Raw genomic sequence first — 25,981 nt, forward strand, 5'->3', positions numbered from 1 at the left:
TTACGCTCCTTGCTGACTTAACACGCTAAGGTGTTGTGCAATATCGGCGCTTTGTTCTGCGCTAGAGGTATTTTGCCGCGCGGAATCAGCCACTTGATTAATGTTTTTGGACAGTTCTATAGTGGCTGTATATTGTTGCTCACTATTGCTGGCGATGATGGCTATTTGTGTTTGTAATTGTTGATTCTTATCGAAAATGGCAAGTAACTGCTGGCGTGAATCATCAACGGTGTGCTGGATCTGCTGCGCCTGTTCGGCCAGTTCAGTGATAGATTCTAGTAATTCATCGATATTGGTTTTCACATCTTTCATACTACTGCTAATTTCATTCGCCGATTGGTAACTGCGCTTCGCTAATTTTCGAACCTCATCGGCGACAATGGTAAATCCTCGCCCATGTTCGCCAGCCCGCGCAGCTTCAATCGATGCATTTAAGGCAAGTAAATTAGTTTGCTCGGCTATCTCTTCGATGGTTTTAGAAATATGACTGACAGTATGTGATTGTTGATGAAGTTGAGTGACCTTATTGAGGCTAGTGGTGCCCTTGTGGACCATTTTTTCAGTGACTTTTTGAGCGCTTAGAGCCGCCTTTTGGCCGAGCTCTGAGTAGTGTTTTGCTTCAGTACTCGCGCTTGCCACGTTTTTTACCTGTTCAGCGACATCTTTGATACTTTGACTCATTTCAATCACTGCGCTTGCCGAGGCCTCACTCGCGGCGGCCTGTTGTAGTGCCCCGCGAGCGACCGACTGCGCTTGTTGAGAGAGCTCTTTGGAGCAGTGGCTAATTTCCGCAAGGGCGTCTTGGTGTTGGGCAACTTGGCGTTGCTGTTGTCTCATCAGATCTAATTGTTGATAACGGGTATTGTGAAAGAAGTATGCCGCAAAACCTTTACTGTGTTCCTCTACGGGGTGTTGTACATGGGCGGTCAGCAGTTTAAGTAAGTACAGGTTGGCGATGGCGAATACGATGTTAACGGATACCATACTAAGGCTGAGTTGCGAATGATATTGCAGTAATATCAGTAGACTCAAACTGATGACTAGTAGATGACTAAATAAAAATAAGTAGAAAATAGCCCTTGCTCTACGCATGTATAGTCCTTGCTGGGATGAACACTGATGCTGTTGTTTATCGGATAAAGCAAAGACCATTCCTTTTTGATGATTTTATTTTAAAGCGTGATTGAGAGAGTCTTGGCAAAGTCGTAGCATTTGCTGGTGGTGATAGCGTAGTTGCGGTAATTGCTGGCGCCGATTAAGTTTGTGCCAATGCAGCATAAGATCATTAAATTCTTCATAATACTGGTTATTTATCTTGGTATTTAATAACACCAAGGTTTCGTCTATTTGTTGTTTGGTGCTTGCGAGTGCCACACTGGGAAGTCGTGATTGAGCCAGTTGTTGTGCTTGCAGGCGCCAATGGCGTCGTAGATTCCGATCTAGCGACAGGATCAGCCGTTGGTATTTGGCCCGTTGTTGCTGTGCTACACCGCGACGAGCACGGATAATTGCAGGAATAGGAATGACTGCTACGACGAATAAACTCAATATCACAAACCATACACTCAGCACCGCTGCGCTCCTGTGCCAGAAACCGAACTAGAAGGATCTTAGCAAAAAGCAAACCATAATCTAGAATGAAGGCTTTCTCACCATATATATCGCTAGTTTTTTGAAAAATGTTAGTGAACTGTGTGGTTGTCGTGTCTTGGGTGTTAATTTGCTTGTTGAGCGCGGTGTTGCGGAGAGGCCACTCATAAAAAACGCACTAATTTAGTGCGTTTTTTTAAGGAATGCACAATCCTGAGCTTAGCTAAGTTGCACTGGAATCGCCTTACTGGTACGAACCACATCATTGTGCTGATTGAGGTATACCAATGAAGGTTTATGTTGCTGCACTTGTTTGGCATCAAGGCCTACGTAGGCACAAATAATGACGCGATCGCCGACGGCGGCTCGTCGGGCAGCGGCACCATTCACTGAAATGATTTTAGAGCCGCGTTCGCCTGCAATGGCGTATGTTGAAAAACGTTCACCATTCTCGATGTTATAGATATCTATTTTCTCGTATTCCAGTATGCCGGCTAAATCCAAAATGTCCTGATCGATGGCGCAGGAGCCTTCATAGTTCAGTTCTGCATGAGTTACACGAGCCTGATGTAACTTGCCTTTAAGCATGGTTGTTTGCATGGACTTCTCTCTATTAATTGACGATTTGTTTCAGCGCAATCACGCAATTATCGATGAGTCTAACTTCCCCGAGAAAGGCCGCTAGTAGAATAACAGCACGTTGTGAGTGAGGCGTTAAGGGAGCGAGTGTATCTGCGTCAACGATATCGATCCCGTCACAAATAAAACCATGTTGTTCAAGCTGTTGTTTGGCTTGAATGGATAGCGATTGCTGGTTGCCGTAGCTTAATTGCTCGGCTAATGTGTACATCTGTTTGGCCAGTTGTGGTGCCACTTGGCGTTGCTCTGGGCTTAGTCGAGAATTACGCGAACTCATCGCGAGTCCATCGGTTTCTCGTATCGTAGCCAGCCCTATAATCTGGATTGGCAACAGGAGGTCTTGTGTCATCTTACGGATCAAGGCTAATTGCTGAAAATCTTTCTCGCCAAAAATTGCCACTGAAGGCTGTACTAAGTTAAATAATTTACAAACGATGGTCGAAACACCATCAAAATGTCCAGGCCGCAAGGCCCCTTCTAAGATGGTGGATAAACCAGGGACTTGAACTTTGGTTTCTTCGGCTAAGCCGTTTGGATACAAGGTCTCAGGGCTTGGCACAAATGCTAAGTTTGCACCAGCTGCCGTTAAGGCTGTTAAGTCTTGCTCAAGGGTGCGCGGATAGTTTGCCAAATCATTGGGGTTGTTAAACTGTAGCGGATTCACGAAAATAGACACCACTACATAGTCACATTCGGTCTGCGCCCGTTTGACAAGTGCGATGTGACCCGCATGTAGGTTGCCCATCGTGGGGACAAAACCAATTCGTAATTGTTGGTGGCGAACATGATCTAATTGCGAGCGTAACTCGTCGGGTTGCTGAATGACTTTAATCATTTAGTTGAAGCTCTGCTCTGTGCCGGGAAATTCTCCGGAAGCCACTTGCTTGATGTAACGACTAACAGCACTGGCGATATCCCCCGTTTCGGCTAAAAAGTTTTTCGAAAATTTGGGAATATGCCCCTTGCTAACGCCAAAAGCATCGTGCATCACCAAAATTTGCCCATCAGTTACATTACCAGCACCGATACCGATGACAGGGATAGTTAATGCGGCGGTAATTTGCTGGGCTAAGGCCAATGGAACACACTCTAATACTAATAATTGTATACCAGCGGCTTCCAAGCGCTTGGCGTGGTCGAGCATTTGCTGTGCTTGTTGTTCACTTCGCCCCTGTACTTTATAACCACCAAATACATGCACCGATTGTGGCGTGAGACCGAGATGACCACAAACCGGTACCCCCCGCTCAACAAGGCCTGTGATGGTTTGGCTCAGCCATTCTCCGCCTTCTAACTTCACCATTTGAGCGCCTGCCTGCATTAACTTAGCGGCATTTTGGTAGCTTTGTTCGGGTGTGGCGTAAGACATGAAAGGAAGGTCGGCAACAATCATGCTGGTGTCACTCCCTCGAGCCACACATCGGGTATGATAGGCAATCTCATCAACAGTTACTGCAAGGGTATCTTGGTGGCCTTGTAGTACCATCCCTAGTGAATCACCTACGAGTAGCAGATGCATGCCAAGTTGGTCAAATAACGCGGCAAAGCTCGCATCATAGGCGGTGATACAGGAGAATTTCTGGTTATTCTGTTTAAATTGTTGTAATTGAGAAACCGTTATTCTGCTCATAATAGGTTACCGTTTACACCAAGATAGGCATAAATTTGTTAGTGAATTTTTTGTTTACGCCCATTCGAGTGGACGTTTATAAACTTGTAAGCCGTTAGTATCGATAGATTCTGCTAATTTTAGTAGCTGACTCCCGTCAGGTAAGCATAAATCTACGGCTATTTCAGCAAGTGGTAATAATACAAACTCTCGCTGCTTCATGCCATAGTGCGGTACGGTTAGTCGGGGACTATCGATGATTTGATTGGCGTAGAGCAATAAATCGAGATCTAAGGTGCGTGGTCCCCAACGTTGATTTTTGCGAACTCGACCTTGTTGTTGCTCGATGGATTGAGTGAGATCGAGTAGCTGAAGCGGTTGTAAGGAAGTGTCTAAACTGAATACTGCGTTTAAATAATCGGGCTGGTCCTGTGGTCCCATCGGGCGACTGCGATACAAGGATGAACTAGCCACTAATTTCAGTTGTGGATGAGCAGCCAGTGCGCGTCTAGCTGCTATTGCCTGATGAAGTGGATCGACTAGATTACTGCCTAGGGCAAGATAACAACGAGCCATGGTTAATCGTCAGTTTTTTTCGGCTTACGGGGGCGACGACGGCTCTTGGTGCGGGCAGACGTTTTATTGAGTTCTCGCACCATGGTATTGCGACCTTGCTCATTACTGCGCTGCCATTGTTGCCACCATTGACTAAGCTCCAATAATTTGGGTTCTTGAGTGGCCTTGGCGCGTAATTCTAAGAAGTCAAAGGCGGCTCTAAAACGAGGATGACCAAAGGTTTGGAAGGCGCGCTTGCCGAAGCGACGATCAAGTCTTGCTTGTAGCTGCCAAATTTCGCGAATACCAGTGGTAAAACGTTTAGGTATTGCGACGCTCTTGCATTGTTGTTCTAGTAACCAGTTCATCGCCATGGCAGAGGCATCATGCTCGCCAAGTGATAGTTCGATTAATAACTCGTCTTTCTTAATTTCCAATAAAGGCCACAGTAAAGCAGCGAAAACGAAGGCTGGCGTGACTTTTTGCTCGCCATTTACCCGTTTATCGGTGCTGGCTAGCGCCATAAGCATGAAGCGTAGTTCTGGTGATTCTTCATCCCATTGCTGTAATAAGGGTTTGAGTAAGGGGAATAATGGGTAAAGAAGTTGGGTTTCGGCCAACATCTTAAAGGTATCTCTTCCTTCACCGCTTAAAAATAACTTGAGGCATTCTTCAAACAAGCGGGCGGAAGGGATCTCTTTTAGTAGATGCCCATGTTGAGCAATAGGGGCTAAGCTCTCTGGCGCAATACTAAAATCGAGCTTAACGGCAAAACGTACCGCGCGGAGCATCCGCACCGGATCTTCTCGATAACGCGTTTCCGGCTCGCCGATCAGTTGTAAGCGTCGTTCGGCAATATCGGTAATTCCGCCAGCAAAGTCGACCACTGAAAAATCGGCGATATTGTAATATAAGGCGTTCACCGTGAAATCTCTGCGCTCGGCATCTTCTTCAACGCTACCGTAAACGTTATCTCTTAGCAGCATGCCTTCTTCACTGCGTTTCGATTCGTTGTTTGCAGCATCGCTATCGTGATGGCCTCGGAAGGTGGCAACCTCGATAATATCGCGCCCAAATAAAATGTGTGCTAAACGGAAACGGCGACCCACTAAGCGGCAATTACGGAATAAGGCTTTGATCTGTTCTGGTGTCGCATTGGTTGCAATGTCGAAGTCTTTAGGTTGTTTGCCGAGCAGTAAATCCCTTACGCCGCCACCTACTAAATAGGCTTTATAACCAGACTTATGTAAACGGTATAATACCTTGAGTGCATTTTCACTAATATCCTGACGGGAAATATTGTGTTCGGCACGCGGGATCACTTGTTGCACCAGTTTGGCCGGCTCGGCACTATTGGTTTGCATGATCCGTTTATATACTTTGGCGAGTTTGCGTAAAATGGGTGCCCCCTTGAGCGCGCATTATCTACATGGTGAAAATAAGGCGCTAATATAGCTTTTTTACACAAAAATACAACCAATTCACGGTTCTAGCATGTCGATCTTTGTCTATCCAGCCGGTCACTCTTTGCTGCTTCTTTATACAAAACAGTACGATGGCTTGGCGTGAGGCAAAGCAAATAAGCTCGCTGTTGGGACTAAATAAGTGATAGGAGCTATCTGTAAGCGCCGATGACAAAGCTTAGAGTCAGTTGATTGATGCGGGTTGGTATTATTCAATGCCTTAACGACTGAGCTTTTAATTCTTAGGCTAAAGGGAAGGTCTATCGGTGTAGGGCTTGGTGAGCGTTAATGGCTGTTCTTGTATCCACTTGAAGCCAAGTTGACTTCGAAATCCTAAGCGACTTTAGCGGAGCGCTGTTTTAGGGATTGTTTTTAGCTGCCAATTGATGACTGCCTCGGTCAATATTTGTTCACAACTGAGTTCAATCCAACCCGTTTCAACCGTTTGTCCTAGAAAGCCTAGCGCATGCAGCAACAGTTGTTGCGCTTGCTTGCCCGAAATTGAAGGCGCGTGATTCTGTTTACTCAGCTTATGGCCTTGTGCGTCATAAATCAGGGGAAGGTGGAGATAACGTGGCGCTGGCTGTTTTAGTAATTTAAAAATGCTCAGTTGGCGTCCGGTGGTGAAGATCAGATCAGCACCGCGTACCACCTCGGTAATACCTTGTTGGTAGTCATCCAAACTTACCGCAAGATTATAGGCGTACAAACCATCACGTCGCTGAATGATGAAGTCTTCTTCGGCTAAGGCTTGCGTAATCGAGACCTTGCCATACAGACCGTCTTGAAATTGATAAATGGGGTGGTCAGTCATCAAGCGAGTTGCTAAATCACCTTGCTTGGGTTGTTTATGGCGACAGTGGCCTAAATAGTAACCGCCATCGGCTTTAATTTGTTTGCGAGAGCACTGGCAAAAATAAGCTTTGTGGTCTTGTAAGCATTGGTCGATGAATTGTTGATAGCTGTCTAAGCGTTGGCTTTGGTAGCATACAGTTTGGTCCCAGTAGAGCGAAAACTGTTCTAGTTGTCTTAAGATCAGGCTGCTGGCACCGGGCTGCTCTCGGGGCGGATCAATATCTTCGATACGGACTAGCCATTGGCCATTGTGGCTTCGGGCCTGTAAATAACTGCCAAGGGCGGCAACCAGCGAGCCTAAATGCAAGGGGCCTGAAGGGGAGGGTGCAAAGCGGCCTACGTAGGGCTTAGTGTCCATAGTTAAGTGATGGCTAATAAGTTTAGGCAGAACGAAACTGAGCTCATCTCTGCCTAAACTTGAATAAACTAGCCTACCAGCTGCTTCTCTTTGATCTCAGCTAGGGTTTTACAATCGATACACAGATCGGCTGTGGGTCTTGCTTCTAAACGACGGATCCCGATTTCGACACCACAGGCATCACAAAAACCGAAGTCTTCATCAATCTTGAGCAAGGTCTTCTCGATTTTCTTGATCAGTTTGCGTTCGCGATCGCGAGTTCGAAGTTCAAGGCTGAACTCTTCCTCTTGAGCCGCTCGGTCAACTGGATCAGGGAAATTAGCCGCTTCGTCTTTCATGTGGGTAACCGTGCGATCGACTTCTTCACGAAGTTGATTACGCCACGCTTCAAGTATGATTCGGAAGTGGTCAATCTGAGCATCGTTCATGTACTCTTCGCCAGGCTGAGCTTGATAAGGTTCAACCCCTGCGATAGAGAGCACACCTAGTGTTTTCTTTTTGCCTTCAGGCATACTTCTCTCCCAAATTCCGTACGACTTTATTCGTTTAATAGTCGAGGATGTAAATTTAGGCGGGTATCTATATCAGAAAGGATTAGTTACCGCAAATAAAATGAAACGAATTTGCTATTGCCACCTAAGCTCAGTGAAACATTTTGGACTGTTTGTCGATTTATTAACCGCTCCTATATTTGTCAGGGAGAATGACTCACTGTTGATCAATTCAGCAGTGGTGCCGCTAAGGATCAAGTTGGTCCGTAAGGAATGGTCTGGCTTGAGTTTACTTAGCTTCGTGTTACCAATATGTGAATATAAGTATACACGTATATTGCAATATGCGGGTGATTTAATAGCTTGCTAATGGGTGTTGTAAAAGACAGGCCTGAGGGCTGAGACTAGCCTTGTAGGCTAGAATTTCCACGCCTTGTTGTTTTGCTTGTTCGAGCAAAGCTGCATATTGAGGATCGATGTGAGCGGCAGCCTGTACATTGTTAATACCGCTGTGGAGTACCGCAAACAATAGTACCGCACGATGTCCCTGTTGTTTCATCGCCATTAACTCTCGCAAATGTTTTTGCCCCCGATGGCTAACCGCATCGGGAAAGTAGCCTTTTCCTTGTTGTAATAAAGTGCAAGACTTGACTTCGAGATAGCATAGTGGCTTTTCAGGAGCGCTCAGTAAAAAATCGACGCGACTGTTCTCGCTTCCATATTTCACTTCGCGTTGGATATTGGGGTAAGCCTTCAGTTCGTCAATCTGCTGATTGTTTATTGCTTCTTCGACTAAGTGGTTGGCTTGAGCGGTATTCACGCAGATGATGTCGTTATTGGCTGTTTGGCAGAGTTCCCAAGTGAGGGCGTATTTGCGTTTGAGGTTACTCGATTGGCTATACCATACGGTGCTACCTGGCTCGGCACAGCCAGTCATTGCCCCCGTGTTGGCACAATAAATCGTGGTTTCGCTGCCGTCGGCGAGTCTTACATCGGCTAGAAAGCGCTTATATCGTTTGAGTAGGATCGCGGCTTGTAAAGGTGGCTTAAATTGCATGGGGCTGACTGTCGGTAAATGATTCGAGATGATTTGATGCTAGCATTTTCACGGCTGGCTTGCGTAGTGGTATCTTCGTTGTTCGTTACTTGGGTCGATCGCGCGAATTGGTTAAACTAAGCAGGTTTTATAATGATTTAAGTTTAGGAGCTGCTTTGAGTGCGTTACCGGTAGCACAGATTTTCCCTGCCTTGTTAGAGCAGTTCAGTTTACGGCAAAACTTTATTGTGTGTGCTCCGCCAGGAGCGGGCAAGTCGACAGCTCTGCCCTTGATGTTGCTGCAACAAGCCGCTTTCAAGGGGAAAATTATTATGCTGGAACCCCGTCGTTTAGCGGCTCGCAACATCGCCCAATACTTGGCGAGCCAATTAGGTGAAGCGCTTGGTCAGCGGGTTGGTTATCAAATGCGCGGCGATAACCGCCAGTCAGCGAATACCCAGTTATTGGTGGTGACCGAAGGGGTATTAACTCGTTTGATCCAAAGCGATCCTGAATTGAGCGGAGTCGGGTTGCTTATCTTCGATGAATTTCATGAGCGTAGTCTCCACGCCGATTTAGGTTTAGCGCTCAGTTTGGAGGTGCAGCAAGCTTTTAATCCCGAATTAAAGTTGATGTTAATGTCGGCCACTTTAGAAAGTGAGCATTTACAGCAAATCCTTCCCGATGCCTTATTACTTGAGAGTGAAGGGCGTAGCTTTCCTATTACTTACAGTTATCATCCGATAGCACGCGATTGGCAATGGAGCGAACGTGTGGCGCAACGCTGTATGCTGGCGGTATCAGAGCAGGTGGGGAATCTGTTGGTATTTTTGCCTGGTAGCGGCGAAATTCGTCAGGTGGCTCAATATTTGTCTGCTGAGCTGCCCGCTGAGCTAGAGCTGCACTGCCTATATGGCCAGTTGTCCTTGGCTGAGCAGCAAGCGGCAATCCAGCCACCCGCGCAAGGGAAGCGCAAATTGGTACTCGCGACCAATATTGCTGAAACGAGTTTAACCATCGATGGGATTAGCTGCGTGATTGACTGTGGATTCGAGCGGCAGGCGAGTTATCATGCAAGCAGTGGAACCAGCCGCCTGCAAACCAAGATGATCTGCAAGGCTTCGGCTATCCAACGTGCGGGGAGGGCTGGACGCTTACAAGCGGGCCACTGTTATCGCTTATATAGTGAAGAACAGTTAAATCATCGTCCCTTTGCCAATAGCCCAGAAATTTGTCGCAGTGAATTGAGTCGTTTGCAGATCGAATTGCTGCAATGGGGGGCTAATGCGGCAGAGTTAACTTGGCTGGATGCGCCGCCTGCGGCCCACTTAGCTCAGGCTGAGCAGCTGTTGATTGAGTTGGGACTGATGACCTCACAAGGGCGGCTAAGCCCAACGGCCGAGCGACTTGGCCGAGCGGGAATTGGACCGCGTATGTTTGCTCTTATTGAACAAGCTCAGCGCTGGCAGCAACAGTTTTCGCAAGCCGGCTTGGTATGGCGAGCTTGCCAATTGGTTGCCTTGTTAGAATTGAACTTACCCATTAAAGCCGATGAACCGAATCAAGCCATCCTTAACTTACAAGGCGCCGCGAAGCAACAATATAAACAGCAGCTTGGCCAGCTCGCTCAGCGTTTTAAGGTTACGGTTGCCGACCCCATCGATGCCAAATGGGATGGTTTACTATTGGCCCAAGCTTTTCCTGATCGGATCGCCTTAAAGCGGCAAGGAACGGCGTATACTTGTAGCGCGGGGTTTGGTTTAGAATTGGATGAGCAACACCCCTTGCTGAAACAGCAAGCGTTGGTGGTGGTTGATTTATATTGGCCAGAAGGACGTACTCAAGCGCGGCTGGCGCTAGCTTGTCCACTTGATTTAGCTGAGCTTGAAAGGCGGCAAGCCGAGCGTTTTAGTACTCAGTTGTATTGCAGTTGGTCTGATTCGGCGAAACGAATTGTTGCGGAGCAACGTAAACAACTGGGGGCACTGGTATTACATCGACAGCCTTCAACTCGCTTTGAGCCTAGGCAAATTAGCCAAGCCTGGTTGCAACAAATACATAGTAAGGGTTTTGCCTGGTTACCGATTGGTGAACGAGCCCAAGCATGGTTACAGCGGGTATGTTGTGCTCAGCAGTGGTTTAGTGAATTGGCTTGGCCCGATTACAGTGAGCAGGCCTTGCTCGCCGAGGTTGAACAGTGGCTATTGCTGGATCTACAAGCGTGCCGTAGTTGGCAGCAACTTAAAAACCTTGATTGGTTAGCGTTACTTAAATCGCGACTCACTTGGCAGCAGCAACAGCAGCTGGAACAATATGCGCCGATCCACTATTTAGCGCCTTCGGGAAATCGAGCGACCATTCGATATCAGTTGGGGCAAGCGCCGATGGTGTCGATTAAACTGCAAGAGATGTTCGGCCAACCGCAGTCGCCACGGCTGGGGAATAAAATCGCTTTGACACTGGAGCTATTATCCCCTGGCGGGAAAGCATTACAGCGAACCCAAGATTTAGCCAGTTTTTGGCAATCAGCTTATATAGAAGTAAAAAAAGAAATGAAAGGGCGTTATCCTAAGCACCCATGGCCCGATGATCCGGTTCTGGCACAAGCCACCCATAAAACCAAACGTCAATTAAAGCAGTAAGGCAGTATGAGTCCAAAAGTGTCCCTTTCTACCCCAAAAAAAGCGAGTGCGAAGAAGCCGGCTGCTAAGAAAAAAGCGGCCAATAGTCGAACAAAGCCTAAATCAAGGGCACGCAGCAAGGCGAAACCATCTCGTAGTCAAAAGATTTCTTTAAAAAAACGTTTGTTTTCTTTGAGCTGGAAACTTGCTTTAGTGTCGACCCTATTGATTGCTGCTTGGGGGGTATTGTTAGATGGTAAAATTCAGCAACGGTTTAGCGGTGACAAATGGCAGTTACCAGCAGCTGTATATGGTCGAGAGTTACAGCTTTATCCCGGTTTACGTTTAAGTCGTAAAGAGTTGCAAGATGAGCTGGCCTTGCTGAATTACCGTAAGGTGAAGCGGGCCAAACATGGCGGTGAGTACGCCGTGTCTAAAACTAAAATAGAAGTGGTGCGTCGGCAGTTTGATTTTGCCGATGGTGTCGAGCCAGAGTTACCGATGTTACTTACCTTTGGTCCATCTCGTTTGGCCAAAATTCAACATCGTGATAGCGGAGAAGAGATCGCACAAACACGTCTCGATCCAGTGCTGCTAGAACGTTTAAATGTGACCGAGCAAGAAGATCGCTTATTTGTGCCGCTGGCTGAGATCCCCGATAATCTGAAACAAGCACTGATCCTCACCGAAGATCGGCACTTTTATCAGCATGATGGGGTTTCCATGATGGCCATCGCGCGAGCCATGTTGGTTAACCTGCGAGCGGGTCGCACGGTACAAGGCGGCAGCACCATCACTCAGCAACTAGCCAAAAATTTCTTTCTCACTCGCGAACGAACGCTTTGGCGAAAAATACAGGAAGCGTATATGGCCTTGCTGATTGATTTTCGTTATAGCAAGGATGAAATCCTTGAGAGTTACTTAAACGAAGTTTATCTGGGGCAAAATGGCAGTAATGCGGTACACGGTGTTGGTTTAGCCAGCTATTTCTACTTTGGCCAGCCGGTGAGTGATTTGTCGGTGGAACAAGTTGCGTTATTAGTGGCAATCGTGAAGGGGCCTTCTTATTACGATCCTTGGCGTCATACGCAACGCGCCACTGAGCGCCGTGACTTGGTGCTACGTATTCTTGCCGAAGCAGGAACTTTAACTGCTAAGCATTACAAACAAGCGGTACAGCAGCCTCTTGGCTTGAGTAAACGCGGTAGTATGGGTTACCAAAAAACCCCTGGCTTTGTCTCTTTGGTTCGTCGCGAGCTACAGCAACATGCAAGTAATTGGCGCAATTATAATGGGGTGAAGGTGTTTACTACGCTCGATCCTTTATCGCAACGGCATGCTCAGAGTGCCGCGCAAGCAGTACTTAATCAACTCGATAAGAGCCACAAAAAACAATTACAAACTGCGATGGTGATTAGTGAGCGACAAACCGGAGCAATTCGAGCGCTAATTGGCAGTCGGGAGCCTAATGACCATGGTTTTAATCGGGCTTTAGATGCGCGTCGGCAAATTGGCTCATTGGTCAAACCCTTCGTTTATTTAACCGCTTTAGAGCAAGGCCATCAATTGGGAGAATTATTGGAAAATAGCCCCTTATCGGTACGCCTAGATGATGGCTCAACTTGGCAACCAAATAACTACGATAAGCAGTTTAGTGAGCCGGTGATGTTAGTTCGTGCTTTAGCCGAGTCGCTGAATGTGCCGACAGTGCGTTTAGGTTTAGAGCTTGGTGTGAATTCGGTATTACAAACTTTGCAACAAGCGGGTTTAGAGACCAAAGCAAAACCTTACCCGGCCTTACTGCTGGGAAGCCTCAGTTTGTCACCTTACCAGTTGGCGCAACTTTATCAAACGCTAGGCGGTGATGGTGAGTATCGTCCGTTGTACGCGGTACATCAAGTGAATGACGGCCAAGGTCATGTTTTATATAAAGCGGATAGTGAGCCACAGCGCCGTTGGTCGGAAATGGCCAACTATCAGATTTTATATGCAATGAGTCAAGTGACTCGCAGTGGGACTGCTCGTTCACTAAAATGGCGGATCCCTAAGGTAGATTTGGCGGGTAAAACTGGTACCACCAATGATTTACGTGATAGCTGGTATGTGGGGATCGACCAACGAGAAATTGTGACTGTGTGGGTTGGGCGCGATGATAATAAACCGGCTGCTGTTACTGGGTCATCGGCGGCACTGCCAGTTTATGCTGCCTATTTAAAAACCTCTTATCCGCAATCGTTACGAGCCATGCAACCCGATCAATTGAGTTGGGTGCATTTTGCAAGCCGCGATGGGCGACCTACAATTGCGGGTTGCGGCGAATCAGTCTTGTTACCCGCACCAAGCAGTCAAGCCGAGTTGGCGAAAGGCTGTATCCAGCAGACGGCGAGCAAGGCAAAAACGTGGCTGCAAAGCCTCTTTAACTAATCTAAAGGACCGATCATGCTACAAGCAATTCAAGCGCAAGTGATGTTGCAGCTTCAAGACGATATGAATACTAAAGTTAATCCAGATTGGTTGCAGGCGCGCTCACCATTTTTACGCGCAGTTGTGATTGAAGGGGCAGAAGCCATTGAGCACCATGGTTGGAAATGGTGGAAGAAACAGCACTGTGATTTAGAACAACTGCAAATGGAGCTGGTAGATATATGGCATTTTGTGTTGTCAGAGCGACTACTGCAGTTTGCGGGAAAGCATTCTTTGGCTGAGGATTCCATTTTTGCGAATATCGCTGAAACAAGCCTTGAGTTTGATGGCCAAAGTTACGTCTTCACTGAGCTTGATTTACTCGAAAAGTTAGAGCTGTTGATCGGCTTAGCGGCAGCTAAACGCACCAGTATCGGGCTGTTTTCTGCCTTGCTCCTTGATTGTAAAATGGATTGGCAATCCTTGTATCAACAGTATGTGAGTAAAAATGTACTTAATTTTTTCCGACAAGATAACGGTTATAAACAAGGCACTTACCGTAAAGTATGGGATGGGCGCGAAGATAACGAGCATCTGGTTGAATTGATGACTCAACTGGATGCAACGGCGGCAACTTTCCAGCAAGATTTGTATCATGCCCTCCAACAACGTTATGGCCGCTCTAAGTAGAGATATGTTCCATTTTGGCGCATGTTTTGCGCCTAGTTAGCGCAGTTTATTGAGCTGTGTAGATACCTTTGCAATTTTTATTTATATCATGCTAGGAAAATCGCAAAAAAAGAGTATATTCTGCTGTGTATTGACTTTGTTGTTGATTGAATTAGATATTTTTGTGAAATTTGGTTTTTGCCACGCCTTGGCCTTGTTATTGCAACAATTTATTTGTGGGTTTAGGCAGAGCGCCGAATACCAAATATTTTGTTAAGTTGTAGAGGTAAATAACATGGCTTTTTCTAGTTTTAGAGGTGCTTCAGGTGCCAGTTTTTGTCCAAGTAAATCAGCTGACGAACAAGCGCAGACGCCGACTAAGCCCAAAGTTAACTAATTGCAACATCACTCCTTTACCTCATGTGTAGCGAGAGTGAAGTATTTACTTTGAGTTCATGGTGATTTTGAACGGTTAATGACATTCGCTTAAACGAGTGTTGATTTTGCTACGCTATTGTTGCGTTGCAAGAGACGATTCCGCTTGCTTATTGGTTCACCGTCGCTGGTGGTTGCGCTTCATCTTGCGCTGATCGTTGGTGGATTGAAAAATATTCAATCGTAAAACTAGTGTTGCGCAGAGCCTTGCAAGAGTTTGTTTACTGCATCTGCAAGGCTGGGTGATGAGCGATTAAAGCTTAGGTATAACTGGTGCGATAACCGGGACGATAACGGTCGTTAAATGCCGATTGCTCCAAGAGCGCTTCGGGCAGTCGATGGCTGGCGAAGGCGGGCTTAGACTGTGATACTGGCGCTTGGCGACTTGCAGCAGGGCTAGCCTGAAATAAGTTTAATAATTCCTGTTCACGGATAGCTTCAAACATAACGAACTCCTATTGAATGTTCGCGCCATGCTGGCGCTTTAGCTGAATTTTTAGTCCGCCCGCAAGTTGGCGAGTAAATCGGCGGCAAAGCTAAGTTAGCAAATAGACATCCAGACGTCCATGCATTAAAGCTTATATCTCATAAAAATCTGTTATTACATTGCAGGCTGAAAGAGATAAGATAAGCCGAACAGATGGATAAGGTGAGTACTACTGGCATGTTAAAACTGTTGTACCTGATCATTGGCTGGATATCAGTACTATTGGGTACCCTCGGCATTTTCCTTCCTTTATTACCGACCACGCCTTTCATGCTGTTGGCTGCGGTTTTGTTTTCTAAAAGCTCGCCCCGTTTTGAGCGTTGGCTGCAACAGCACCGGGTCTTTGGTCCCTTGATTGAGGATTGGCACCAATATGGCGTGGTTAGCTTGCGAGCGAAGTGCAGTGCGACCATCATGGTGCTTATTTCCGCTGCTTTGATGTTGTGGTTTCAGGTGCCTTGGATAGGTCGTATGGTGGCCGCTGCTTGTTTATGCTCGGTGATGATTTTTTTATGGACTCGGCCTTCCAGGCGAGATCCTTCCGATTAACATCAAGTTCTATTCTGCTGCTTGTGCGATCAGTGCAGCAGTATTGACCGCCGCAATTTTTACTCCGAAGCTTGTGATGTTAGGCAAGGTGCAATTGTGATGTAGGCGAATGGTCTCAGCGCTCGCATGAGGTTTGTCATGGGTGGTATGGGCATCGGCAACCAGTTCGACAGAATATCCCAAACTTGCCGCGCGGCGAATGGTGGTATCCACACAAAACTCGGAGGCATAACCGCAGACGATGAGGTGTTCAACTTGTAGGCTTTTAAGCAAGTCCCCAAGGTCAGTATTGAGGAAGCTATCGGGCGTGGTTTTTCGAATAAAATAGTCGTTGGTTTGGGTCTTTAGGCCCGCTTGTAGTTGCCAGCCATCACTGGCAAATTCGATCGCTGAGTTTGCTTGTTCGTGCTGAATATAAATCACTGGCTGATGCTTCGAGCGCGTCCATCGGCTGAGAACATTTATTCTTTCAATGACTTCATTTATTTCAAATGGTCTGGGTTCGGGATCAAACAAAACGCTTTGTACGTCAATGATTAATAGAGCGGATTTCATATCTTTCCTGCTTTTAATGTTTCATCAGCCATATTGCTTGAGTGTGAGCAATATGACTGATGATGGCTTGCTTAATTGAGTTGAGCGAAACAGCGCTCGGCCGCTGCAATGGTGGCATCGATATCCGCTTCAGTATGCGCATAAGAGGTAAATGAGGCTTCAAATGCTGAAGGTGCTAAATAGATCCCTTCGGCTAGCATTAGATGGAAAAACTGCTTGAAACGTTCGGTGTCACAGGCACAGGCCTGAGCAAAGTTGGTTACTTTTGGTTCTTCGGTAAAGAAGAAACCGAGCATCGCGCCAACTTGGTTGATGCTCAGTGGAATGTTTTGCCGCTCGGCTGCGTCTTTTAGGCCCTTGGCTAAACGTTCGGTTATCGCATGAAGATGTTGGTGGACCACTGGATCACGTAGTGCACTTAAAGAAGCTAAACCTGCTGCCATCGCGATGGGGTTTCCAGAGAGGGTGCCTGCTTGGTAGACCGGACCAACAGGTGCTAAGTATTCCATGATTTCTTTTTTACCACCGAAGGCGCCCACAGGCATGCCGCCGCCAATGACTTTTCCTAAGCAGCTGAGATCAGGCGTGACGCCGTAGTGTGCTTGTGCACCGCCTAAGGCGACCCGAAAGCCAGTCATTACTTCGTCAATAATGAAGACACTTTGATATTTATCACAAATGGCGCGTAGCCCTTGTAAGAAGCCGTCGACAGGTGGAATGCAGTTCATGTTGCCAGCAACGGGTTCGACGATGATACAGGCAATTTGCTCTGGGTAAGCGACAAATAAGGCTTCAACCGAGGCTAAGTCGTTGTAGGTGGCGGTGAGTGTATGTTGGGCAAAATCGGCAGGGATCCCTGGAGAGCTGGGTTGGCCTAATGTAAGGGCACCTGAGCCAGCTTTGACTAAAAGTGAGTCGGCGTGGCCGTGGTAGCAACCTTCAAATTTGAGGATCTTGTCGCGTCCAGTATAACCGCGAGCGAGACGAATGGCACTCATGGTTGCTTCGGTTCCCGAATTGACCATGCGCACTTGATCCATCGAAGGCACCAGTTCACATACTAAGTTCGCCATCTCAATTTCACTGGCAGTGGGCGCGCCAAAGCTTAGGCCTTTGGCTGCGGCATCAACCACGGCTTGGTGAATTTTAGGATGGTTATGACCAAGGATCATCGGTCCCCATGAGCCCACATAGTCAATATAGCTATTGCCATCGACATCAAAAATACGGGCTCCGTCAGCTCGTTCAATAAATAATGGGGTGCCGCCAACGCCATTAAATGCTCTTACGGGTGAGTTTACGCCGCCAGGAATAGTTTGTTGAGCTTGGGTAAATAGTTGTTCTGAAAGAGACATGAAGTAATCCTTTAAAATCGTCAACGAGGGCTGAAAAGCACCGAATGGCGCTCACTATAACAAACAATGTAGGAGGGAAAAATCTCTGGTTTGTTGCAAGGCTTAATTATCGGTAAACTAGCGGTTTTTATTGTTCAGTGAGTTTTTCGTGCTTAAGCCTAAGTTGGTTGTGGTTAGTTTGGTTGGTGTATTAGCACTTACCTGTGTTTATGGTGTGTCGGTGGTGGTGGAGCAAAAGGACCAACTCAGTGCGCAGTTACAACAGCAGTTGAGTGTAGCTTTAGATAGCCAAGCAATATTACAACAACGCCTAGCACTCTTGAGTTTAGAGCAAGATACTAGCCTTGCAGAAATTGCGTCGTTAAAACAAAGTCTAAGTGAACGCAACGCCGAAAATTCCGACTTAAACCAAGAGCTGATGGTTTACCGAAAAATTATGGCACCCGAGCAACAAGCTGGTGGCTTGAAAATTGAGCAGCTGCATATCGAACCCACATTAAGTCCTGGTTACTTTCGAGTGCAGTTGTTATTAATGCAGGTGTCGCGTAATAAGCGTTGGTTAAGTGGTGAGGTGGAGTTGGTGGTGGTGGGTAGTCAAGATCAGTTGCCGAACCAATATAGCTTAGCTGATTTACAAACCACGCCCGATCCCTTAAGTTTTAAGTTTCGTTATTTTCAGGAACTAAATACCGAGATTAAACTGCCAGTAGGCTTTTTAGCCGAGCGAGTTGAGTTAAAGGCTAAACTGAAGGGCGATCGTTGGAATAAGGCGGCGGAAATATTATACCAAGAAAACTGGCCATCTTTGGGTAATACTTGAATAAATTACTCGGGTATTGGATAATCTGGCTTAGCTTATATATTTAAGGAATACACCGTGTCAGAACAAGCTGTAACTGAACAGGTCGCGTTTCCAATTCAATTTACCGATGCCGCGGCATTGCGTGTCAAAGAGTTGGTCGCGGAAGAAGAGAATCCTGCCTTGATGCTACGCGTTTATGTTACCGGCGGCGGTTGCTCGGGCTTTTCCTATGGCTTTACCTTCGATGAAAAAGTCAACGAAGGGGATACCTTAGTGGAGAAACAAGGGGTCTCTATGGTTGTCGACTCGATGAGTTTACAATACTTAGTGGGTGGCGTTGTCGATTTTACATCGGGTTTAGAAGGTTCTCGTTTCTTAGTCAATAATCCGAATGCCAGCGCAACTTGCGGCTGTGGTTCTTCATTTAGCATTTAAGTTCGCTAGAAATAATTTAACCGATTGCTTATTTTTTGATTAAGCCACCTTTAGGTGGCTTTTTTGTTTTACAAGCCAAGCCAAGGCTTGTATTGATTTTGTCAGCTCTGTGCATCAAATAATGCCCTAGTCAATACTTACTTGTATACTTTGAGCCTATTTAGACCAAAGACAGGGAGTATTTGATTGTGTCTACAGGCGTAAAGGGTTTTTTGGCCGCTCGTCCTTATTGGCTTTCTATTGTGATTGTTGGCATCGTTGCGCTATGGATGTTTTCTGGTCAAGTCTCTAATTGGGAGCAGGGCAACGACAATCCGCAGCCTCCCATTGAACAAACGACACATCAACTGACTCGAGTCTTGGTTAAAACCTTTCAAGCTCAGCGCATCGAGCGGAACTTGTTGCTATATGGACAAACTGAAGCTAGTCGTCAGAGTACTATTTCTGCAGAGATCTCGGGTCGACTGCTTGAGTTTTTAGTGGATGAGGGCCGACCAGTGAAACAAGGACAAGCCTTGGCTCGGCTCGATATTCAAGATCGCCGTTCTCAGTTATTGCGCGCTGAAGCCTTATTAGAACAGCGCCGGATTGAATACGAGGGTGTCAAAGCTTTAAGTAAAAAGGGCTTTCAAGGGAAAGCGCGAGTCGCCGAAGCGAAGGCTTCTCTGGTTGATGCCCAATCGATGGTGAAAACCCTCACCTTAGCCATCGACAATACTCTATTGCTGGCACCTTATGATGGAATTTTTGATGAAAATATAGTTGAGCAAGGTGCCTATTTGTCGATTGGCGATCCTATTCTTCGCTTAGCCGATACCCAACAACTTCGTGTGCGCACCGATGTGTCCGAGCGCGATATCGGGTTGTTGCAGCTTGGTCAAAGGGCGCATGTGAGCTTGGTTACCGGCGAACAGGTAGAAGGGCTTATCGATTTCATCGCCAGTATTTCTAATCCCAATACCCATACTTTTAAAGTTGAGGTATTAATTGATAATCAGCAGCATCTTTTAAAGGCTGGGGTGAGTGCGAGTGTGCGTTTTCCTTTGCTTGAAGTGGAGGCGATAAAGGTGAGTCCAGCGGTGTTAGCGCTAGATGATGAGGGCAACCTTGGGGTGAAAACGGTGCGCGACTCAGTGGTGCAGTTTGTTCCTGCTCAGCTAGTTCGCTCAGATCCTGATGGTGCTTGGCTATCGGGTTTTAGCGGTGATAATGAGGTGATAGTACTGGGCCAAGGGTTTGTGAGTGCAGGAGATAAAGTAGAAGCGGTCTCTCAGCTTGAGTCGTTGGCGCAACCGGAGGCAAACTAATGCATCGCTTTATCGAGGCCATACTGTCACGCACTCGTACGGTGATCTGCTTGTTGGTATTTTTATTTATTAGTGGCACCGTCACTTATATCAACATTCCTAAAGAGTCGGATCCCGACGTTGAGATCCCGGTTATTTATGTTTCTATCCCGCATGACGGCATTTCACCTGAAGATGCCGAGCGCTTATTACTGCGGCCTATGGAGCAAGCTTTACAGGGTTTAGAAGGTATCAAAGAAATGACCGCAGTTGCCAGTGAAGGCTTCGCTTCGGTCGTTTTAGAGTTTGTGGTTGGGGTTGATATTGACCAAGCTTTAGCCGATGTGCGGGCGAAAGTCGACGAAGCCAAACCGAACCTGCCCGATGGGGGGGAAGAGCCTGAAGTTCATCAAGTTACGCTTGCGACCGAACAGCCAGCGGTCACTGTATTGTTATCGGGAGACTTGCCACAACGAGCCTTGTTAAGCATTGCTCGTGACTTGCAAGATCGAATGGAAGCGATGAAACAGGTGCTGGAAGTGAACATTGGTGGCGACCGCGAAGATTTTTTGGAAGTAATCGTCGATCCTTTGCTGATGGAGTCCTATGGCTTGGATCAGGCCGATATCGGTTCCTTGGTGAGTCGGAATAATCGTTTAGTGACCGCTGGGACTTTAGATACGGGAAGTGGCCGTTTTGCAGTGAAAGTTCCCTCGGTGTTCGAAACTGTGAAGGATTTGATCGATTTACCAATTAAGGTGGATGGCGATCGCATCGTAACTTTTGGCGATGTTGCCAGCGCTCGGCGTACTTTTAAGGATGCGAGCAGCTATGCACGCGTCAATGGAAAACCAACCATCTCCTTGGAGGTTAGTAAACGTCCCGGTGAAAACTTGATCGAAACCATCGAGCAAGTGAAAACCCTGATTGCCGAAGAGCGCAAGCTATGGCCTGATTCGGTGGTGGTGGACTATGCTGGCGATCAATCAAAAGATATTCGGACCATGTTGTCGGACCTGCAAAATAATATTTTATCGGCAGTATTGTTGGTGGTGGTGGTGATTATCGCGGTGATGGGTTTGCGTTCGGCACTGCTGGTGGGGATTGCTATTCCGGGGTCTTTTTTGGCTGGGATCTTGGTTCTGTCGCTGGGTGGGCTCACCATTAATATGGTGGTGCTGTTTTCACTGATTATGGCGGTAGGGATGCTGGTGGATGGTGCCATTGTGGTTACCGAGTTTGCCGATCGGCAAATGAGTGAAGGGGTTCCTCGTCATCAAGCTTATTCTTTAGCATCCCAACGCATGGCTTGGCCGATCATTGCTTCCACTGCAACCACTCTTGCGGCGTTTGCCCCCTTGCTGGCTTGGCCAGGAATTATGGGACAGTTTATGGGGTATTTGCCGCTGACCTTGATTGCGACACTGAGTGCATCATTGGTGATGGCATTAATTTTTGTGCCTTCTTTAGGCAACATCTTTGGTCGCCCACGTAGCTTGAGTCACCAACAACAGCAAGCATTGATTAATGCAGACCTAGGGAAATGGCAGCAACTCACAGGCATGACTGGCTGGTATTTACGTATATTAAACAAGGCGGTAAGTGCTCCTTGGCGGGTTTTATTATTGAGTATTGTAATTGCTGGGGTGGTGCTCTTTACTTATGTGCGAGCCGGTAAAGGTTTAGAGTTTTTTCCCAAGGTTGAACCCGTGGGCTTTAATATTATTGTTCGCTCTTATGGTGATTTCTCGATCGATGAAAAGCTGGAAATCATGAAAAAAGTCGAGCGTCGGATCATCGATATTGAAGATTACGATACACTCTACAATAAGGTTGGTGGCGATCAACTGGGTAATATCCGGGTGAACCTAAAAGATTGGGATCAACGTCGGCCAGCGGAGGAGGTGATTGCCGATATGCAGGCTCGCCTAGCCCCCTTGGCGGGTTTAGAAATTGAATTTCCTCAAGACAAGGCGGGTCCACCCGCAGGCAAGGATATTCAGTTGGAATTGAGTTCGCGTTTTCCAGAACGTTTAGCCCCCATGGCGAAAAAGATCCGTGCACTGATTGATAATAATCCACATCTGGTGAACGCCGAAGATTCTAGCACCAAGCCAGGTATTGAATGGCAGCTGAAGGTGGATCGCGCTAAGGCCGCACGGTTTGGCGCCGATGTGACACTACTGGGCAATACCGTTCAGTTTGTGACCAATGGTTTGAACATTGGTGAATACCGCCCCGATGATGTCGATGATGAACTGGAGATAAGAGTACGTTTCCCTGAAGAAAATCGCAGCATTAGTCGTTTAAGTGAGTTGCGGGTAAAAACCGCCTATGGTCTTGTTCCGATGACCAATTTTGTGTCTTTGGAAGCGAAGCCCAAGCAAGACGTGATCAATAAGGTCGATGGCCGACAAGTACTTACCGTGGGCGCGGATATGGCGGAAGGGCAGAACTTAAGTTTAGAATTGCCTAAATTACGAAAGCAATTGAAGCAATTGCAGCTCGATCCCTTGGTCGATATCCGAGTGCGGGGTCAGAATGAAGATCAACAAGAAAGCATGGAGTTTTTAGAGAAAGCTTTTGTGGTCGCCTTATTTGTAATGGCGCTGATTTTGATTACTCAGTTCAATAGTTTTTATCAGGCATTTTTGATCCTCTCAGCGGTGTTATTTTCAACCGTGGGAGTATTACTTGGCTTGTTAATCGCAGGGCAAGCCTTTGGCGTTATCATGAGTGGCTTAGGGGTGATTACCCTTGCCGGAATTGTGGTAAACAATAATATCGTATTGATTGATACCTATAACGTGTTGCGTGCCCAGGGGCTGCCTGTGCAGGAGTCGATTATGCGAACGGGTGCTCAACGTTTACGGCCAGTGATGTTAACAACTATCACCACGATCTTGGGTTTAATGCCGATGGTGTTGCAGCTGAACATCGATCTGTTTGAGCGAAGCATTCAATTTGGTGCGCCGTCATCACAATGGTGGTCTCAGTTGGCCACTGCGGTGGCTGGAGGCTTAACTTTTGCGACCTTATTAACTTTGATCCTCACTCCATGTTTGTTGATGTTGGGACAAGTTGTGCCGCGGCAGTTGCGGGCTTTGACTGGCCGAGTTAAGCCTGTTAAGGCTGAAGTTCGCTAAGTTGTGCGGCCTAAAGTATCTTGTTAGTTCCAGAGATTCGCGTTACCGACTATAGCGCGAATCGCTTGATATGCTCCCTTCTAAGACACATCTTGAGCTGTAAGATAGTGATGACGATTTTCGTTTTCTCTTGTTTTTCGGTCGGTCGTTTATTTTTTTGCAATATGAGCTTCTGGTTATCCGGATAGGATTTTAATTATCTGCCAGGTAAGATTTGATTCATCAATCGTCATTTGTTTAGGTATTGCCAGCAATACGTCCTGTGCGAAGGCGGAAGAATCGTTTAAATTGTAAACCTTAGGTTTGAAAGTTCGCAGATCATCGTGAGTGGAATGTTTGTTGAGTCGCTCTCTATCGCAGTGATTAGAGTGATTATCATTAATTATCAACGTTTTATGAGTTTTCTGATCAACCATGGTTTTCCCAAAGGTGGGTATTCGATTGGTTCCTGTTCGAGGTGTAAAAGTTGTGCTGAAAGGGTCTCCTCACCCATGGTCTCCAAACAACATCCTCAAGGAAAGGTTGTTTTTACCGCCTTACAAAAAGGACTTGGGGAACTGCGTCAGCAAGGTTTAATCAGCCGGGCCTTAAAGGAATGTGGCATGATCTATCAGCGAGTTTCGAATTGGAAAGTGACTAACTAAGCAATTGGTTTTTTATACGCATTATCATGAGTGAGAGGAACCGTGAAAAAAACGACAAAGGCCCTGCTGTGGTCGGCTTTGATTTTTCCAGGTTTGGGCCATTACTACTTAAAAAAATATTTGAGTGGCAGTGTATTACTAGGGCTCGCGCTTGCTGCTTTTTATTATTTGAGCCGTCAGGCAATTCAGAGAGCAACGCAAGTGAGCGAGCAAATTCTTAATGGGAGTGTGCCTTTGGATGCTGCTACGATTGCCAAGTTGGTGACTCAAGCTCCTACGGGAAGCGATGCAGTGATGTTAAATATTGCAACGCTGCTCTTAGGGGCATGTTGGCTGGTCGCGTTACTTGATATTTATCGCCTGCGGCGAAGTTTGTAATTTAGCGATAATGCTCCAACATTTTGTAGTACAGCATACCGATGGCTAAAGCTTGATTGCCAAACCACTGGTTGAGTGGGATCCGAAATTGCTTCATGGCACTAAAGGCGTCAAATTCGCTTAAATGACCACTGATCGCGTTAGCCATGATTTCACCCATGATATGGGAGGTGGCAAGCCCATGTCCGGAGTAGCCTTGGCAATAAAATACATGAGGTGATACTTTGCCTAACTGTGGTATTCGATTGAGCACGATACCCGCAGTACCAGTCCACTCAAACTCGATATCAATGCCTTTTAAGCGGGGGAAAGTATGCTCCAAGGCTGGCCTTAGCTCAGCGGCAACACTTTTTGAGTCTCGTCCAGAATAGTTGGTTCCACCACCAAACATCAGCCGCTTATCTGCGGTTAAACGATAGTAATCAAGAACAAAACGACAATCGTATACGGCGACATCATGCGGATTTATCAACTTCGCTAACTGGTCACCGAGTGGCACGGTTGCCATATTGCCTAAGGAGGCTGGAAACAGCAATCCTCGCAGCTGTTTACGGGCTAGGTGATGATAAGCGTTACCGGCAATTAGCACCGAGTCGGCGTTGATCCGTCCCTGCTCACAGACCACCGTGCAGGGCTCTGCTTCAATAATCTCAAGTACTTTACTGTGTTCGAATATCTGTACGCCTAAGTTTGCAGCAGCATGTGCTTCGCCGATACACAGATTGAGTGAATGTAGGTGCATGTTCCGTTTGTTTAAGAGACCGCCGTGATAAATCGACGAGCCCAAATAGTCGGGGATCTGTTCGGCATTCAATAATTGCATATCGTCGCCCATTCCGCGTTGTTCTGCCTGTTGAAACATAGCTTGCAATTCAGGGAGATGAGCGGGTTTATAAGCCGTTTGCAGGTGGCCATATTTTAGGTCGCAATCTATGCCGTATTTAGCGACCCGATCTTGAATGATTTGGTGACCTCGCCAGCGTAAGTTCCAGACGTATTTTTCGGCTTCTTCGCCAATCTGATGACGCAATTGCTTGGTCATGGCTTGATCCCCAGACAGACTGCCGGTGACTTGACCGCCGTTACGTCCGCTGGCTCCCCAGCCAATTTTATTGGCTTCAACTAGCGCCACTTTATAGCCTTTTTCGGCAAGCTCTAGTGCTGTCGCTATCCCCGTAAAGCCGCCGCCAATAATTGCAATATCTACTCTTAATTCCCCTGTCAATATGGGGTAGTTGGTTTCATGTTTGATGGTTGCCGAATAATAGGAATTACAGCGAGCTTGAGACATGACGAAACATCCTTGTGAGTAGCTTTCTATAGTGTGTTGTGCTGTCTATCTAAGTAAAAATCTAACATTGCTTGGGGATGTAAGTAAAATGTAAATAAAAATATAGAGTTTATGCTTGCTTGTTGGTTTTTTTGACTGTGGTTTGGAGTCTTGTTGGTTTAGGATCGGTGGAATATCTGGCTGACTTTAGCTGTCAGCAATACTGGAGATGGCGTATTCTATGTACTCTGACTAGCCCCCTCTCTCTAGGAACTGCACTGGCCTACATTTATTTATGTTTGTGATTGTTGAGGGATAAGCCGAACGGAAGCTGCTAGCATGCTTGGGAG

The 25,981-nt window shown here is 46.8% G+C and carries 24 protein-coding genes; 10 read left to right on the plus strand and 14 right to left on the minus strand.

Features of this window, described 5'->3' with window-relative positions:
- The 10 genes from ACRRS0_RS03610 to sfsA form a co-directional block, all read right to left on the minus strand.
- A complete protein-coding gene (locus ACRRS0_RS03610) occupies positions 1 to 1,092 on the minus strand; it encodes a methyl-accepting chemotaxis protein (protein ID WP_432454584.1) in 1,092 nt (363 codons plus the stop codon).
- A gap of 75 nt (positions 1,093 to 1,167) precedes the next feature.
- On the minus strand, positions 1,168 to 1,572 hold the full coding sequence (locus tag ACRRS0_RS03615) for a hypothetical protein (RefSeq protein WP_432454583.1): 405 nt from the start codon (positions 1,570 to 1,572) through the stop codon (positions 1,168 to 1,170).
- A gap of 237 nt (positions 1,573 to 1,809) precedes the next feature.
- Positions 1,810 to 2,190 (minus strand): aspartate 1-decarboxylase, encoded by a 381-nt coding sequence (gene panD, locus ACRRS0_RS03620; protein WP_432454582.1) that lies wholly within the window; start codon positions 2,188 to 2,190, stop codon positions 1,810 to 1,812.
- A 13-nt stretch (positions 2,191 to 2,203) separates the two neighbouring features.
- Positions 2,204 to 3,064, minus strand: a complete 861-nt coding sequence (gene panC / locus ACRRS0_RS03625; protein ID WP_432454581.1) for a pantoate--beta-alanine ligase — start codon at positions 3,062 to 3,064, stop codon at positions 2,204 to 2,206.
- The gene (gene panB / locus ACRRS0_RS03630; protein WP_432454580.1) at positions 3,065 to 3,859 is read right to left on the minus strand and encodes a 3-methyl-2-oxobutanoate hydroxymethyltransferase; all 795 of its coding nucleotides are present in this window, start codon (positions 3,857 to 3,859) and stop codon (positions 3,065 to 3,067) included.
- A 54-nt stretch (positions 3,860 to 3,913) separates the two neighbouring features.
- The gene (gene folK, locus ACRRS0_RS03635) at positions 3,914 to 4,414 is read right to left on the minus strand and encodes a 2-amino-4-hydroxy-6-hydroxymethyldihydropteridine diphosphokinase (protein ID WP_432454579.1); all 501 of its coding nucleotides are present in this window, start codon (positions 4,412 to 4,414) and stop codon (positions 3,914 to 3,916) included.
- 2 nt (positions 4,415 to 4,416) lie between these two features.
- Positions 4,417 to 5,757, minus strand: a complete 1,341-nt coding sequence (pcnB, locus tag ACRRS0_RS03640; protein WP_432454578.1) for a polynucleotide adenylyltransferase PcnB — start codon at positions 5,755 to 5,757, stop codon at positions 4,417 to 4,419.
- Between the two features lie 442 nt (positions 5,758 to 6,199).
- Complete coding sequence (gene gluQRS / locus ACRRS0_RS03645; RefSeq protein ID WP_432454577.1) at positions 6,200 to 7,069, minus strand: tRNA glutamyl-Q(34) synthetase GluQRS; 870 nt, start codon at positions 7,067 to 7,069, stop codon at positions 6,200 to 6,202.
- A 68-nt stretch (positions 7,070 to 7,137) separates the two neighbouring features.
- On the minus strand, positions 7,138 to 7,581 hold the full coding sequence (dksA, locus tag ACRRS0_RS03650) for an RNA polymerase-binding protein DksA (protein ID WP_432454576.1): 444 nt from the start codon (positions 7,579 to 7,581) through the stop codon (positions 7,138 to 7,140).
- A gap of 334 nt (positions 7,582 to 7,915) precedes the next feature.
- Positions 7,916 to 8,617, minus strand: a complete 702-nt coding sequence (gene sfsA, locus ACRRS0_RS03655) for a DNA/RNA nuclease SfsA (RefSeq protein ID WP_432454575.1) — start codon at positions 8,615 to 8,617, stop codon at positions 7,916 to 7,918.
- A gap of 155 nt (positions 8,618 to 8,772) precedes the next feature.
- On the opposite strand from sfsA, the gene hrpB reads away from it, so the two are divergent.
- Genes hrpB through ACRRS0_RS03670 form a run of 3 tightly spaced genes read left to right on the plus strand, consistent with a single transcriptional unit; the run spans position 8,773 to position 14,310 of the window.
- Complete coding sequence (gene hrpB, locus ACRRS0_RS03660; RefSeq protein ID WP_432454574.1) at positions 8,773 to 11,238, plus strand: ATP-dependent helicase HrpB; 2,466 nt, start codon at positions 8,773 to 8,775, stop codon at positions 11,236 to 11,238.
- Positions 11,239 to 11,244: 6 nt separating this feature from the next.
- Positions 11,245 to 13,641 carry a penicillin-binding protein 1B gene (mrcB, locus tag ACRRS0_RS03665; RefSeq protein WP_432454573.1) on the plus strand — a complete coding sequence of 799 codons (2,397 nt, stop codon included), beginning with the start codon at positions 11,245 to 11,247 and terminating at the stop codon, positions 13,639 to 13,641.
- A 15-nt stretch (positions 13,642 to 13,656) separates the two neighbouring features.
- Positions 13,657 to 14,310: a dUTP diphosphatase gene (locus ACRRS0_RS03670; protein WP_432454572.1), complete on the plus strand. Its 654-nt coding sequence runs from the start codon at positions 13,657 to 13,659 to the stop codon at positions 14,308 to 14,310.
- Positions 14,311 to 14,984: 674 nt separating this feature from the next.
- On the opposite strand, the gene ACRRS0_RS03675 is transcribed toward ACRRS0_RS03670, so the two are convergent.
- On the minus strand, positions 14,985 to 15,170 hold the full coding sequence (locus ACRRS0_RS03675) for a hypothetical protein (RefSeq protein ID WP_432454571.1): 186 nt from the start codon (positions 15,168 to 15,170) through the stop codon (positions 14,985 to 14,987).
- A 218-nt stretch (positions 15,171 to 15,388) separates the two neighbouring features.
- Between ACRRS0_RS03675 and ACRRS0_RS03680 the strand changes: the two genes are divergently transcribed.
- Positions 15,389 to 15,760 carry a YbaN family protein gene (locus ACRRS0_RS03680; protein ID WP_432454570.1) on the plus strand — a complete coding sequence of 124 codons (372 nt, stop codon included), beginning with the start codon at positions 15,389 to 15,391 and terminating at the stop codon, positions 15,758 to 15,760.
- Between the two features lie 9 nt (positions 15,761 to 15,769).
- Here the strand turns inward: ACRRS0_RS03680 and ACRRS0_RS03685 are convergent, their stop codons facing one another.
- Both ACRRS0_RS03685 and hemL read right to left on the minus strand, forming a co-directional pair.
- Positions 15,770 to 16,315 carry a cysteine hydrolase family protein gene (locus ACRRS0_RS03685; protein ID WP_432454569.1) on the minus strand — a complete coding sequence of 182 codons (546 nt, stop codon included), beginning with the start codon at positions 16,313 to 16,315 and terminating at the stop codon, positions 15,770 to 15,772.
- Positions 16,316 to 16,386: 71 nt separating this feature from the next.
- Entirely contained in the window at positions 16,387 to 17,670 is a 1,284-nt protein-coding gene (gene hemL, locus ACRRS0_RS03690) for a glutamate-1-semialdehyde 2,1-aminomutase (RefSeq protein WP_432454568.1), read from the minus strand.
- Positions 17,671 to 17,818: 148 nt separating this feature from the next.
- Between hemL and ACRRS0_RS03695 the strand changes: the two genes are divergently transcribed.
- The 6 genes from ACRRS0_RS03695 (at position 17,819) to ACRRS0_RS03720 (ending at position 24,361) form a co-directional block, all read left to right on the plus strand.
- Positions 17,819 to 18,490, plus strand: coding sequence for a DUF6776 family protein (locus ACRRS0_RS03695; protein ID WP_432454567.1), 672 nt, complete (start codon positions 17,819 to 17,821; stop codon positions 18,488 to 18,490).
- Between the two features lie 57 nt (positions 18,491 to 18,547).
- Positions 18,548 to 18,907 carry an iron-sulfur cluster insertion protein ErpA gene (erpA, locus tag ACRRS0_RS03700; RefSeq protein ID WP_432454566.1) on the plus strand — a complete coding sequence of 120 codons (360 nt, stop codon included), beginning with the start codon at positions 18,548 to 18,550 and terminating at the stop codon, positions 18,905 to 18,907.
- A 188-nt stretch (positions 18,908 to 19,095) separates the two neighbouring features.
- Positions 19,096 to 20,214 carry an efflux RND transporter periplasmic adaptor subunit gene (locus ACRRS0_RS03705; RefSeq protein WP_432454565.1) on the plus strand — a complete coding sequence of 373 codons (1,119 nt, stop codon included), beginning with the start codon at positions 19,096 to 19,098 and terminating at the stop codon, positions 20,212 to 20,214.
- On the plus strand, positions 20,214 to 23,339 hold the full coding sequence (locus tag ACRRS0_RS03710) for an efflux RND transporter permease subunit (RefSeq protein WP_432454564.1): 3,126 nt from the start codon (positions 20,214 to 20,216) through the stop codon (positions 23,337 to 23,339). Before ACRRS0_RS03705 ends, ACRRS0_RS03710 begins: the two co-directional genes overlap by 1 nt.
- Before the next feature lie 323 nt (positions 23,340 to 23,662).
- On the plus strand, positions 23,663 to 23,983 hold the full coding sequence (locus ACRRS0_RS03715; RefSeq protein ID WP_432454563.1) for a hypothetical protein: 321 nt from the start codon (positions 23,663 to 23,665) through the stop codon (positions 23,981 to 23,983).
- 42 nt (positions 23,984 to 24,025) lie between these two features.
- On the plus strand, positions 24,026 to 24,361 hold the full coding sequence (locus tag ACRRS0_RS03720) for a hypothetical protein (protein ID WP_432454562.1): 336 nt from the start codon (positions 24,026 to 24,028) through the stop codon (positions 24,359 to 24,361).
- A gap of 1 nt (position 24,362) precedes the next feature.
- Here ACRRS0_RS03720 and ACRRS0_RS03725 read toward each other — a convergent pair whose 3' ends face one another.
- Positions 24,363 to 25,652, minus strand: a complete 1,290-nt coding sequence (locus ACRRS0_RS03725; RefSeq protein WP_432454561.1) for an NAD(P)/FAD-dependent oxidoreductase — start codon at positions 25,650 to 25,652, stop codon at positions 24,363 to 24,365.
- Between the last annotated feature and the right edge of the window lie 329 nt (positions 25,653 to 25,981).

Origin of the sequence: Agarivorans sp. QJM3NY_29, assembly GCF_050870835.2 — a bacterium.
In the GTDB taxonomy this organism is placed as follows: Bacteria; Pseudomonadota; Gammaproteobacteria; order Enterobacterales; family Celerinatantimonadaceae; genus Agarivorans.